The sequence below is a fragment of the Microbacterium sp. 22242 genome (assembly GCF_052045495.1).
Classification (GTDB): domain Bacteria; phylum Actinomycetota; class Actinomycetes; order Actinomycetales; family Microbacteriaceae; genus Microbacterium.
Genome location: NZ_JBQEOZ010000011.1, coordinates 29,669 through 42,293, shown reverse-complemented (window position 1 = coordinate 42,293; position 12,625 = coordinate 29,669). Strand labels below are relative to the sequence as shown.

8 protein-coding genes are annotated in these 12,625 nt (G+C 70.5%); 5 read left to right on the top strand and 3 right to left on the bottom strand.

Annotated elements, in window-relative coordinates; translation table 11 throughout:
- Nucleotides 1-49: 49 nt before the first annotated feature.
- From ACTJJZ_RS12720 to ACTJJZ_RS12710, 3 genes are all read left to right on the top strand, one after another.
- A complete protein-coding gene (locus ACTJJZ_RS12720) occupies nucleotides 50-3,457 on the top strand; it encodes a pyruvate carboxylase (RefSeq protein ID WP_440721555.1) in 3,408 nt (1,135 codons plus the stop codon).
- 113 nt (nucleotides 3,458-3,570) lie between these two features.
- The gene (locus ACTJJZ_RS12715; protein ID WP_440721554.1) at nucleotides 3,571-5,436 is read left to right on the top strand and encodes a MinD/ParA family ATP-binding protein; all 1,866 of its coding nucleotides are present in this window, start codon (nucleotides 3,571-3,573) and stop codon (nucleotides 5,434-5,436) included.
- Nucleotides 5,436-5,927 carry a peptide deformylase gene (locus tag ACTJJZ_RS12710; protein WP_440721553.1) on the top strand — a complete coding sequence of 164 codons (492 nt, stop codon included), beginning with the start codon at nucleotides 5,436-5,438 and terminating at the stop codon, nucleotides 5,925-5,927. The genes ACTJJZ_RS12715 and ACTJJZ_RS12710 overlap by 1 nt, the downstream gene beginning before the upstream one ends.
- A gap of 79 nt (nucleotides 5,928-6,006) precedes the next feature.
- On the opposite strand, the gene ACTJJZ_RS12705 is transcribed toward ACTJJZ_RS12710, so the two are convergent.
- On the bottom strand, nucleotides 6,007-7,935 hold the full coding sequence (locus tag ACTJJZ_RS12705) for an AMP-dependent synthetase/ligase (RefSeq protein WP_440721552.1): 1,929 nt from the start codon (nucleotides 7,933-7,935) through the stop codon (nucleotides 6,007-6,009).
- Nucleotides 7,936-8,019: 84 nt separating this feature from the next.
- Between ACTJJZ_RS12705 and ACTJJZ_RS12700 the strand changes: the two genes are divergently transcribed.
- Both ACTJJZ_RS12700 and ACTJJZ_RS12695 read left to right on the top strand, forming a co-directional pair.
- A complete protein-coding gene (locus ACTJJZ_RS12700) occupies nucleotides 8,020-8,715 on the top strand; it encodes a lysophospholipid acyltransferase family protein (RefSeq protein WP_440721551.1) in 696 nt (231 codons plus the stop codon).
- Nucleotides 8,716-8,752: 37 nt separating this feature from the next.
- Nucleotides 8,753-10,087 (top strand): class II 3-deoxy-7-phosphoheptulonate synthase, encoded by a 1,335-nt coding sequence (locus tag ACTJJZ_RS12695; RefSeq protein ID WP_440721550.1) that lies wholly within the window; start codon nucleotides 8,753-8,755, stop codon nucleotides 10,085-10,087.
- A gap of 41 nt (nucleotides 10,088-10,128) precedes the next feature.
- Here ACTJJZ_RS12695 and ACTJJZ_RS12690 read toward each other — a convergent pair whose 3' ends face one another.
- Together ACTJJZ_RS12690 and pknB are read right to left on the bottom strand one after the other, a co-directional pair.
- A complete protein-coding gene (locus ACTJJZ_RS12690; protein ID WP_440721549.1) occupies nucleotides 10,129-10,557 on the bottom strand; it encodes a PPC domain-containing DNA-binding protein in 429 nt (142 codons plus the stop codon).
- Between the two features lie 59 nt (nucleotides 10,558-10,616).
- Complete coding sequence (gene pknB, locus ACTJJZ_RS12685) at nucleotides 10,617-12,542, bottom strand: Stk1 family PASTA domain-containing Ser/Thr kinase (protein ID WP_440721548.1); 1,926 nt, start codon at nucleotides 12,540-12,542, stop codon at nucleotides 10,617-10,619.
- Nucleotides 12,543-12,625 lie beyond the last annotated feature (83 nt).

Sequence of the window (12,625 nt, the reverse complement as noted above, 5' to 3'; positions counted from 1 at the left end):
CTCAGCCCCCCGATGCGCCCAGCCAGCGCCCCCAGTGTTCGAGGTGCCCATGTTCCAGAAGATCCTTGTGGCCAATCGCGGCGAGATCGCGATCCGAGCCTTCCGAGCAGCTTTCGAGGTGGGGGCGCGCACGGTCGCGGTGTTCCCCTGGGAGGACCGCGGATCCCTCCACCGGCTGAAGGCGGACGAGGCGTACGAGATCGGCGAGCGGGGGCATCCGGTCCGGGCCTACCTGAGCGTGGACGAGATCATCCGGGTCGCACAGCAGAGCGGCGCCGACGCGATCTACCCCGGCTACGGCTTCCTCTCCGAGAACCCGGAACTGGCCGAGAAGGCCGCCGCGAACGGCATCGCGTTCATCGGCCCGCCCGCCACCGTGCTGGAGATGGCGGGCAACAAGGTCGAGGCCAAGCGCCACGCCATCGAGGCCGGCGTGCCGGTGCTGCGCTCCACCGAGGCGTCCGACGACGTCGACGAGCTGGTCGCGCAGGCCGACGCGATCGGGTTCCCGCTGTTCGCCAAGGCGGTCGCCGGCGGAGGCGGGCGCGGCATGCGCCGGGTCGAGACGCGGGGCGAGCTGGCCCCGGCGCTCGCCGAGGCGATGCGCGAGGCCGCGAGTGCCTTCGGCGACCCGCGCATGTTCCTGGAGCAGGCTGTGCTGCGCCCGCGGCACATCGAGGTGCAGATCGTCGCCGACACGGCAGGCGAGACCGTGCACCTTTTCGAGCGCGACTGCTCGGTGCAGCGGCGCCACCAGAAGGTCGTCGAGATCGCGCCGGCGCCGAACCTGGACGACTCGATCCGGCAGGCGCTGCACGGCTACGCCGTCGCGTTCGCGCGGTCGATCGGCTACCAGAACGCGGGCACGGTCGAGTTCCTGCTGGAGACGGCGGGGGAGCGGGCAGGCGAGGTCGTCTTCATCGAGATGAATCCGCGGATCCAGGTCGAGCACACGGTCACGGAGGAGATCACCGACGTCGATCTCGTGCAGACACAGATCCGGATCGCGGCCGGCGAGACCCTGGAAGGCCTCGGACTGCGCCAGCAGGACATCCGCCAGCGCGGGGCGGCGCTGCAGTGCCGGATCACGACGGAGGACCCCACCCAGGGCTTCCGCCCCGACACCGGCAAGATCACCACCTACCGCTCGCCGGGCGGTGCGGGCATCCGCCTCGACGGCGGCACCGTGCACCAGGGCGCGCAGATCAGCCCCCACTTCGACTCGATGCTGTCCAAGCTCACCTGCCGCGGTCGCGACTTCCCCGCGGCGGTCTCCCGGGCGCGGCGCGCGCTGGCCGAGTTCCGGATCCGCGGCGTCTCCACGAACATCCCCTTCCTGCAGGCGCTGCTCGAGGATCCCTCCTTCCTCGCCGGCGACATCAGCACCTCGTTCATCGACGAGCGTCCCGAACTGCTCGTGGGACGGGTGTCGAAGGATCGCGGTTCGAAGATCCTGAACTGGCTCGTGGACGTCACGGTCAACAAGCCGAACGGCCCCAGGGTCGCGCACGTCGAGCCGCGCACCAAGCTGCCCGAGCTCGACCTCGACGCGCCGCCCGCGCCCGGATCCCGGCAGCGCCTTCGCGAGCTCGGACCCGAGGGCTTCGCGGCCGCGCTGCGCGCGCAGAGCAGCCTCGCGGTGACCGACACCACGTTCCGTGACGCGCACCAGTCGCTGCTCGCGACGCGGGTGCGCACACGCGACCTGGTCGCCGCGGCGCCGTACCTCGCCCGGCTCACCCCGCAGCTGCTGAGCGTGGAAGCCTGGGGCGGTGCGACCTACGACGTCGCGCTGCGCTTCCTCGGCGAGGACCCGTGGGAACGGCTGGACCGGCTCCGCGAGGCCCTGCCGAACGTGGCGATCCAGATGCTGCTGCGCGGCCGCAACACGGTCGGCTACACGCCGTACCCGACGGCGGTGACCGAGGCGTTCGTGCAGGAGGCCGCGACCAGCGGCGTGGACGTCTTCCGCATCTTCGATGCGCTCAACGACGTCGAGCAGATGCGTCCTGCGATCGACGCCGTGCGGGCGACGGGGACCGCGGTCGCCGAGGTCGCGCTGTGCTATACCGGCGACCTGCTCGACCCCGCGGAGGACCTGTACACGCTGGACTACTACCTGCGCCTCGCGGAGCAGATCGTCGCCTCCGGCGCGCACATCCTCGCGATCAAGGACATGGCGGGGCTCATCCGGCCGGCCGCCGCCGCCCGGCTCGTCTCCGCGCTGCGCGAGCGCTTCGATCTGCCGGTGCACCTGCACACCCACGACACCCCGGGCGGACAGCTCGCCACACTCCTGGCGGCCAGCGCCGCGGGCGTGGATGCCGTGGACGCCGCCTCGGCGCCGCTGTCCGGGACCACGAGCCAGCCGTCGCTGTCCGCCCTCGTCGCCGCGCTCGCGCACACCGAGCGCGACACCGGCCTCTCCCTCGCCGCGGTCTCGGATCTGGAGCCGTACTGGGAGGCGGTGCGCAACGTCTACGCGCCGTTCGAATCCGGCCTGCCCGGACCGACCGGCCGGGTCTACCACCACGAGATCCCCGGCGGCCAGCTGTCCAACCTGCGTCAGCAGGCGAAGGCGCTCGGCCTGGCCGAGGACTTCGAGCTCATCGAGGACATGTACGCCGCCGCGAACCGGATCCTCGGCCGCGTGCCGAAGGTCACGCCCTCGTCCAAGGTGGTCGGCGACCTCGCCCTGCACCTCGCCGCGGTGCGGGCCGATCCGGCCGACTTCGAGGCCAACCCCGGCAAGTACGACATCCCGGACTCCGTGATCGGCTTCATGGCAGGCGAGCTCGGCGACCTGCCCGGCGGCTGGCCGGAGCCGTTCCGCTCCAAGGTCCTCGCCGGCCGCACGGTGCGCATCGGCGTGACCGACATCTCCGCAGAGGACGAGCAGGCGCTGGCCGCGGACGGCGCCACCCGCCGCGCCACGCTGAACCGGTTGCTGTTCCCCGCGCCCACCCGCGAGTTCCTCGCGATGCGGGAGCAGTACGGCGACCTGTCGGTGCTGGACACCGGCGACTACCTGTACGGCCTCGTCCCCGGCCAGGAGCACCTGGTCGAGATCGACCGCGGCGTGCAGCTCTACGTCGGCCTGGAGTCGATCGGCGAGGCGGACGAGAAGGGGATCCGCTCGGTCATGACGACCCTGAACGGTCAGCTCCGTCCCGTCGCCGTGCGCGATCGCGCGGTCGCCGTCGACGCGCACGAGGTCGAGAAGGCGGACACCTCGAAGCCCGGTCAGGTTGCGGCTCCGTTCTCGGGCGTCGTCACCCTGAAGGCCGAGGTGGGCGACGCGGTGCGGGCCGGCGATCCCGTCGCCTCGATCGAGGCCATGAAGATGGAGGCGGCGATCACCGCTCCGGTCGACGGCGTCGTGGAGCGGCTGGCGATCGGATCCACCCAGCAGGTGGACGCCGGTGACCTGCTCGTCGTGATCCATCCCTCCCGCTGAGCAGGCCGGCTCCGGCCGCCGCCGGGGTCCTGATCGGCGCGGTCCCTGCCGAGTGCATTAGCCTTGTGGCCGGCGACGTGCTCGACGAGAGGGCGTCCCGGGGGAGAAACATCATGACCACAGAACGCAGAAGCATACAACCCGAGGACGACGCCGACGACTCGCTCGGCGTCCTCGACAGCACGGGTGCCATCGGCACGGCGGACATCGGCCTGCTGGGCGACGCCACCGCCCAGGTCCTGGTCACGCTGCCGAGTCTCGAGGACGACGACCTCGTGGACGACGACGTCGTCGACGGCGAGGCCCACAACGACCTCGTGCTCGACGCGGACCCCGCGGCCCTCGTCCGCGAGGACGACGGCATCGGGCGGATCCATGAGGGCTTCGACGTCGCGGACATCGTGATCGAGATCCCCGCCGGTGCAGACGACGCCGTCGTGGTGGCCGAGCTCGTGGAGGACGGGACGGACCCCGACCGCACAGACGACGAACCGGAGGCGCTCGGATCGGCCGCCGACGGGCCGGAGGACGGGACGGACGACGACACGGCGCGCCCTCAGGCCGCGACGTGGAGCGCGCACCCGGAGACCGGGTTCCACGACGAGGCCGAGCCGGCCACGGCGAAGGCTCCGGCGGAACCGGCGGAAGGATCCGAGGAGCCGGCCATCCGTGCGGAGGACGTCGACGACACCGCCGATGAGGATCGCGACGACGCCGCCGACGAGGATCCCGACGACGTCGCCGAAGAGCTCGAAGACGTCCGGTTCCCCGGATCCGGCACGGACGTGCAGGCCTCGGATGACGAGGCCGTCGACGTGCCGTCCGAGCGGGAGCACGCTCCCGCCGAGGTCGCGGAACCCGAGCCGTCGCCCGCCCGCGACGCCGACGTCGTCGACGCCCCGGCGTTCGCCCCGGTGCTCGCCGTGCACACCGCGCCTGTCGCTGCCGTCGAGGAGGAGACCGTGAGCCACGAACCCGCCCGCACGCCCGACCCCGAGCTCGTCTCGCGCCGCCTGGACCAGTTCGCCGACCGCGAGCGGGAGAGCGCCGACCTGCTCACCGCTGACCGGCTGCTCGACCCGAGCCAGCTCACCCGCCCGGAGCCCGAGGGAGTGTGGAGCCACCTGCTCTACACCGTGTCCGGCCGCAGGATCAACATCGGCGACGGCAAGCGCGCCAGGGAGCGCAAGGCGCTGAACGCGCGCATCGCCGCGCCGCTGTCCGGCACCGCACGGTTCGTGCCGGTGCTGTCCCGCAAGGGCGGCGTCGGCAAGACCACCGTGACGGCACTGCTCGGCATGGCGCTGGCCGATGCCAGGGAGGACCGGGTCATCGCGGTCGACGCCAATCCGGACCGCGGCACCCTCGCCGACCGGATCGCGCGCACCAACAGCAAGACCGTGCGCGACCTGGTCCGCATCCACGAGCAGGTCACCGGCTACCACGACATCTCGGCCGTGGTCTCCCGCGACGGCACGCGTCTCGACGTGCTCGCCTCCGACGCCGACCCGCGCGTCTCCGAGGCGTTCAGCGACGTCGATTACGAGCAGGTCGCCTCGGTCGCCGCGCACTACTACTCACTCGTGCTCACCGACACCGGCACCGGCATCGTGCACTCCGTGATGGGCGCGACCCTGGACAGGGCGGACACGATCGTCGTCGTCGCGGGGCTGAGCGTGGACGAGGCGCGGCTCGCGTCCGAGACCCTCACCTGGCTCGAGACGAACGGCTACGGCGACAAGGTGCGCGATGCCGTCGTGGTGCTGAACCAGTCCACGCCCGGCGCGCCCATGGTGCGCCTGGACGAGCTGGAGGCGCACTTCCGCACCAGGGTGGCGCACGTGCTGCGGATCCCGTACGACACGCAGATCGCCGCCGGCAGCGCGATCACGTACTCCGCGCTGCAGCCGGAGACGCGTCAGGCGGCGCGCGAGCTGGCCGCGATCGTCGTCGAGGGCCTCCGGGCGCAGGCCGCCTGATGACGGTCAGGGAGATCCGCCTCTTCGGCGACCCGGTGCTGCGCACGGCGTGCGCGGAGATCGGGTCCATCGACGACGGCGTCCGCGCGCTCATCGCCGACCTCGTCGACACCGTCGAGCTGCCAGGGCGCGCGGGCGTGGCCGCGCCGCAGATCGGCGTGGCGCTGCGCGCCTTCAGCTACAACATCGACGGAGAGACCGGCTACGTGATCAACCCGGTGCTGACCGAGGTGCGCGGCGAGCCGGTCCCCACCGGCGAGGGCTGCCTCTCCGTACCCGGCCTCTGGCACGACGCCCTGCGGCACCCGTGGGCGCGCGTCGAGGGCATCGACCTCGACGGCGAACCGGTCGTCCTCGAGGGCGAGGGGCTGCTCGCCCAGGCCCTGCAGCACGAGACCGACCACCTGGACGGCAAGGTGTACCTCTCCCGGTTGGATCCGGAGACGAGGAGGACCGCGATGCGCGAGGTCCGCGAGAGCCCCTGGTTCTGAACCGCCGACCCGGCGCGCCGGTCCCTCCGGTCCCTGAGCGTGTCCATCCGGTCCCTGAGCCTGTCGAAGGGCCCGCTGCTCAGCCCAGCGGGACCGTCGTCGTCGCCGTGGTCTCGTTGTAGATCTCGGCGACCTGCGGCGCGAAGTCCTTCATGATCACGTTGCGCTTGATCGACAGCTTGGGTGTCAGGTGCCCGCTGGCCTCGGTCCACTCCGTCGGCAGGATCGTGAACTTGCGGATCGACTCGGCGCGCGACACGCGGGTGTTCGCGACATCGATCGCGCGCTGCACCTCGGCGCGCACCGCGTCGTTCGTGGCGGCGGCGGCGAGCGACATGTCCGCCGGAAGGCCGTTGTTCGCCAGCCAGGCGGGTAGCATCTCCGGATCGAGAGTGACGAGCGCCGCGATGAACGGCTTCTGATCGCCGACGACGACCACCTGGCCCACGATCGGGTTGGCACGGATCGGATCCTCGAGCGCGGCGGGGGAGACGTTCTTGCCGCCTGCGGTGACGATGATCTCCTTCTTGCGTCCGGTGATCGCCAGGAAGCCCTCGTCATCGAAGGAGCCGAGGTCGCCGGTGCGGAACCAGCCGTCGTGGAACGCGGCCTCGGTCGCCTCCGGGTTGTTCCAGTACTCCTTGAAGACGTTGATGCCGCGCACCTCGATCTCGCCGTCGTCGGCGAGGCGGATGCCCACACCGGGCAGCGCGGGTCCCACGGTGCCGATCTTCGACTTGCGCGCGGTGTTCACCGTCGCCGGAGCGGTGGTCTCGGTCAGGCCGTAGCCTTCCAGGATGGTGATCCCGAGGCTGTGGAAGAAGTGGCCGAGACGGGCGCCGAGCGGCGCCGATCCCGAGATCGCGTACCGCACGTTGCCGCCCATCGCCTCGCGCAGCTTCGCGTAGACGAGCTTGTCGAACAGGGCGAACTTGATCTTCATGCCGAGCGGGATCTTCGCGCCCTCCTCGAGGAGGCGGGAGTGCTCGATCGCGGTCGCCACGGCGGCGCGGAAGATCTTGCCCTTGCCGCCGGCTTCGGCCTTCTGCTCGGCCGAGTTGTAGACCTTCTCGAACACGCGCGGCACGGCGAGGAGGAAGGTGGGCTTGAAGGATCCGAGCGCGGGGAGCAGCTGCTTGGTGTCGGGCTGGTGGCCCGTGCGCACGCCGGCGTGGATGTCGAGGATCGAGATGAACCGCGCGAACACGTGCGCGGTGGTGATGAACAGCACGGTCGAGGCGCCGGGGATCGATACGACGTCGTCGAGCGACTTCGCGGCGTTGCGGGAGAGCTCGACGAAGTTGCTGTGCGTGAGCACGCAGCCCTTGGGGCGGCCGGTGGATCCGGATGTGTAGATCAGGGTCGCGATGTCGGCGCCGTTCGCGATGCCGCGGCGACGCTCGATCTCCTCGTCGGGCACGTCCGAGCCCTGCGCGGTGAGCTGGGCGATCGCGCCGAGGTGCATCTGCCACACCTCGCGGATGAGCGGCAGGTCGCTGCGGACCTCGTCGAAGCGCGCGAAGTGGTCGGGGTTCTCGACCACGAGGGAGATCGCGCCGGAGTCCTCCAGGATCCACTGGATCTGGGTCGGCGAGCTGGTCTCGTAGATCGGCACCATGACCGCTCCGGCGTAGAACAGGGCGAAGTCGACGAGGGTCCACTCGTAGGTGGTGCGCGCGAGGAAGCCCACCTTCTCGCCCGGCTGGATGCCCGCCGCGACGAAGCCCTTGGCCAGGCCGATGACGGCGGTGCGGAAGTCCGCGGCGGTGATGTCGCGCCAGCCGTCGCCCTCGGGGACCGAGAACAGCGCGAGGCTCGGGGTCTTCTGCACGCGCTGCTCGAGGAGGTCGGTGATGTTGTCCTCGGGGGCGGCGGGGACGATCGCGGGGACTTCGAACTGGACGCCTTCGTTAGAGACCACGGCAACTCCTTCGGTACCGGAACGGGTACATGCTTCCCAGGAGTCTATGTCACGCCGCCGCTGGGAAGGAGGCCACACGCGTGACATCCAGTCGCACCGATCGTGAAACTGCGTCGCACGTGAGGAAGAGAGCCTCGTGCGGGCCGGCGCAGCGGGATAGACTGCGGGGCGATGATCTACTGGTTCATGAAGTACATCGCCATCGGCCCTCTGGTGAAGGCGATCTTCCGGCCGTGGATCGTGGGGCGCTCCCACGTCCCCACCTCCGGCGCGGCGATCATGGCGAGCAACCACCTGTCCTTCTCGGACTCGATCTTCCTGCCGCTCATGCTGGACCGGAAGATGTCCTTCCTCGCCAAGAGCGACTACTTCACCGGCCGCGGCATCAAGGGCTGGGCGACCCGGATGTTCATGAAGGGCACCGGCCAGCTCCCGATCGACCGCTCGGGAGGCAAGGCCTCCGAGGCCTCTTTGAACACCGGCCTGCGGGTCCTCGGCCGCGGCGACCTGCTCGGGATCTACCCCGAGGGCACGCGCAGCCCTGACGGCAAGCTGTACCGCGGCCGCACCGGCATCGCCCGGATGGCGCTCGAGGCGAAGGTCCCCGTCGTGCCCGTGGTCATGGTGGACACCGACGTCGCGATGCCGACCGGGCAGCGGATCCCGAAGATCATGCGCGTCGGCATGGTGATCGGCGAGCCGCTCGACTTCTCCCGCTACGCCGGCATGGAGAACGACCGGTACATCCTGCGTTCCGTGACGGACGAGATCATGGTGGCGCTGCAGCGGCTGGGGGAGCAGACCTACGAGGACGTGTACGCGTCCACCGTGAAGGAGCGCCTGGCCGCCGTCACAGAGGCGGGCTGAGGCGATCCGGGTTCTCCGCGCGCCCTAGGATGGGGGGATGCCCCAGCCTCTGGACCTCGACTCGTGGCGTGCCCTCCCGATCAAGCAGCAGCCGCACTGGCCCGACGCCGAGCGCGTCTCCGAGGTCTCTGCGCAGATCTCCGCGCTCCCGCCGCTGGTGTTCGCCGGCGAGGTGGACAACCTCCGCGAGCGGCTCGCCAGGGCCGCGTCCGGACAGGCCTTCCTGCTGCAGGGCGGCGACTGCGCCGAGACCTTCGCCGGCGCCACGGCCGACCAGATCCGCAACCGGATCAAGACCGTGCTGCAGATGGCGGTCGTGCTGACCTACGGCGCGTCGATGCCCATCGTCAAGATGGGACGCATGGCGGGGCAGTTCGCGAAGCCGCGCTCGAGCGACACCGAGACCCGCGGCGACGTCACGCTGCCGGCCTACCGCGGCGACATCGTCAACGGCTACGACTTCACCGAGGGATCCCGCGAGGCGAATCCCGCCCGGCTGCTGCAGGGCTACCACACGGCCGCGTCGACGCTGAACCTGATCCGCGCGTTCACGCAGGGCGGGTTCGCGGATCTCCGCGAGGTCCACTCCTGGAACAAGGGCTTCGCGCAGAACCCCGCCAACCAGCGCTACGAGCGGATGGCGGCCGAGATCGACCGCGCCATCAAGTTCATGGAGGCCGCGGGCGCCGACTTCGACGAGCTCAAGCGCGTCGAGTTCTTCACCGGCCACGAGGGCCTGCTCATGGACTACGAGCGCCCGATGACCCGCATCGACTCCCGGACGCTCACGCCGTACAACACCTCGGCGCACTTCCTCTGGATCGGCGAGCGCACCCGTGAGCTCGACGGCGCACATGTCGACTACTTCTCCAAGATCCGCAACCCGATCGGCGTGAAGCTGGGCCCTTCCACGACGACCGAGACCGCTCTCGCGCTGATCGACAAGCTCGACCCGCACCGCGAGCCGGGCCGGCTCACCTTCATCACGCGCATGGGCGCAGGAAAGATCCGCGACGCCCTGCCGCCGCTGCTCGAGGCCGTCAAGGACTCCGGCGCGCAGCCGCTGTGGGTCACCGACCCCATGCACGGCAACGGCATCACCACGCCGACCGGGTACAAGACCCGTCGCTTCGACGACGTGGTCGACGAGGTGCGCGGCTTCTTCGAGGCGCACCGCGCGGTCGGCACCTTCCCGGGCGGGATCCACGTCGAGCTCACCGGCGACGACGTCACCGAGTGCCTGGGCGGATCCGAGCAGATCGACGAAGAGGGCCTCGCGACGCGCTACGAGTCGCTGTGCGACCCGCGCCTGAACCACATGCAGTCGCTCGAGCTCGCCTTCCTGGTCGCCGAGGAGCTCGAGAAGCGCTGACGCTCGCCGGTCCCTGAGCCTCTCGAAGGGACGGGCCCGAATCAGGGTCTGCTGAGCAGCTTCAGCCCTGTCTCGTCATCGTGGACCCGGGTGAGACGGTCGCCGCGGGACGTGAGGAAGACCTCGCCGGTCAGGCCGATCAGGCATTCCTTCACGTGGCCGCCGAGCACCGAGTAGTCCGAGCGGGAGAACGTGCCGTGCACGTGCCAGGTGGGCCGGCCGTCGACCCAGGAGAGATTGCCGTGCAGCCCGGTGATCTCGAGCGGCTCCTCGAAGCGGCGCCAGCGGTATTCCCGCGCGCTGGGATCGAAGAAGCCGAGCGTCACCGCCGCGGCTCCACCCACGATGTCCACCCAGGCGCCGGCGAGCGCCTGATCGCGGGCGAACGAGGCGAGACCGGCCATGAGCTCCTCGCCCTTGGCGAACACGAGCAGCTGCGTGCCGGACGGGGGGTCGACGAAGTGCTTCATCCCCGGAGTCTAGCCAGCGCCCCGCCCGAAGTCCCGGGCGGGATCAGGGCGACCTCCGATCAGCCGGAGACCTTCACGCGCACAGTCGAGTTCTTGTCGACGCTCTGACCGGCCTTCGGATCCGTGGACGTCGCCGTGAACAGGCCCCACAGCGTGTTGGGGACGCTCGTCTGCGGCTGCAGCCCGGCATCGGTCAGCTTCTGCATCGCATCGGTGAGGCTCATCCCGCCGACGTCCGGGATCGTCACGGGCTGCGGTCCCTTGGACACGTTCAGCGTGATCGTGTCCCCGGGGCGCCAGTTGCCGCCGCCGTCGCGGTCGGCGTAGTCGATGACCCGGCCCTTCCCGACGGTGTCGCTGTACGAGGAGTTCGAGTCCGGATTGACCTTCAGGCCCACGCCGGTCAGCTTGCTCGTGGCGTCGTCGACCGTCAGGCCGGAGACGTCGGGGACCGATCCGAGGGAGACGAGCAGTCGGATCTGATCGCCCTGATGCGCGCCGCAGCCCTCGCCGCACTCCGAGGTCGAGCCGCCGGCGGGCGTGAGCTCGGCGTTGATGACGATGCCGTTCGGTGCGCGGGAGAACAGCTTGACCGTGTCCTGCAGCTGGAGCTTGAGCGGCGTCAGCGCCTGCTTGGCCTGATCCTCGGTCATCTCGTCGAGCTTCGGGATCGTGACGGCTGCGGGGCCGGCCGAGATCACGACCGTGACCTTCGCGTTCTTGTCGACGCGTGCGCCGGGACCGGGCTTGCTGGTGATCGCGAGGCCGGCCTTCACCTCCAGCGAGTTCGCGGAGGCCTGCACCGGCCTCATGCCGTCCTTGCTGAGCTGCGCGGCAGCGACATCCCAGGTCTTCCCCGCCACGTCAGGCACGGACAGCTGCGAGCCGGGACCGGATCCGAACCACCAGCCGGATGCGCCGGCGGCGACGGCGAGCAGCAGCACCAGCACCAGCAGGAACGCGCCACGGGAGCGGCGCTGCGCGGTGCGGCGGCGCAGCAGCGTCGCATTGTCCTTGGGTGCCTCCGCGATGGGGGTCGGCGCGGTCGGGAGCGAGACCCCCGGCAGGATCTTGGTCTGGTCGCCGGTGTCCCGCATCGGGATGATGGTGGTCTTCGCGGTGGTGGGGCTCGGCGCCACGCCCAGCTCGCGCTCGATCGCCCGCAGCCGGTCGAGCATCTCCTGCGCGTCGCGGGGGCGCTCGTCCGGGGTCTTCTCGGTGGCCCACAGCACGAGCTCGTCGAGCTGCTCCGGCACGCCGGGGTTGCGCACGCTCGGACGCGGCACCGAGTCGGTCGCGTGCTGGAACGCGATCTGCATGGGCTGCTCGCCCTTGTACGGCTGCTCGCCGACGAGCATCTCGTAGAGCATGATGCCGAGCGCGTAGATGTCGCTGCGGGCGTCCGCGGTCCCGCGGGTCACCAGCTCCGGGGCGAGGTACGCGATCGTGCCCATCAGCTGGGCGCCCGATGCCGTGTTCGCGGTCGTCGCGCGCGCCAGGCCGAAGTCGCCGATCTTGATCCTGCCGTCCTCGGCGAGCAGCACGTTCTCCGGCTTGACGTCGCGGTGCACGATGCCGGCGCGGTGCGCGGCCGCGAGGCCGGACAGCACGGCGTCCATGATCGTGATGGTCTGCGGAACGGTCAGCCGGCGCTGTTCGCGCATCAGCTCGCGCAGCGTGATCCCGGGCAGGTACTCCATGACGAGATAGGCGAGCTCGCCGTCCTGGCCCTGGTCGAACACGTTGACGACATGCGGATCCGCCAGCCGTGCCGCCGCGCGCGCCTCCTGGATGAACCGGCTCTGGAACACCGTGTCGTCGCTCAGGTGCCCGTGCATGACCTTCAGCGCGATGCGCCGCTCGAGACGCAGGTCGGTCGCCACGTACACGGTGGCCATGCCGCCGCGGGCGATCCTGGCCCGCACCCGGTAGCGACCGTCGACGAGCCGCCCGATCAGGGGGTCGGCTTGTTGGCTGGTCGTCACGGCAAGATTCTATGGAGAACTGCCTGTGAGGCCCGGCAACGGCTCGCGTGAGAAGGCCATTCCGCCTCGATCACGATGCGGTA

Bases quoted from the DNA above. Each gene is read 5' to 3' on its own strand.
- ACTJJZ_RS12715 (WP_440721554.1), top strand. From the start codon at position 3,571: ATGACCACAGAACGCAGAAGCATACAACCCGAGGACGACGCCGACGAC.
- ACTJJZ_RS12705 (WP_440721552.1), bottom strand. From the start codon at position 7,935: ATGTCACGCGTGTGGCCTCCTTCCCAGCGGCGGCGTGACATAGACTCC.
- ACTJJZ_RS12695 (WP_440721550.1), top strand. From the start codon at position 8,753: ATGCCCCAGCCTCTGGACCTCGACTCGTGGCGTGCCCTCCCGATCAAG.
- ACTJJZ_RS12700 (WP_440721551.1), top strand. From the start codon at position 8,020: ATGATCTACTGGTTCATGAAGTACATCGCCATCGGCCCTCTGGTGAAG.
- ACTJJZ_RS12720 (WP_440721555.1), top strand. From the start codon at position 50: ATGTTCCAGAAGATCCTTGTGGCCAATCGCGGCGAGATCGCGATCCGA.
- ACTJJZ_RS12710 (WP_440721553.1), top strand. From the start codon at position 5,436: ATGACGGTCAGGGAGATCCGCCTCTTCGGCGACCCGGTGCTGCGCACG.
- ACTJJZ_RS12690 (WP_440721549.1), bottom strand. From the start codon at position 10,557: ATGAAGCACTTCGTCGACCCCCCGTCCGGCACGCAGCTGCTCGTGTTC.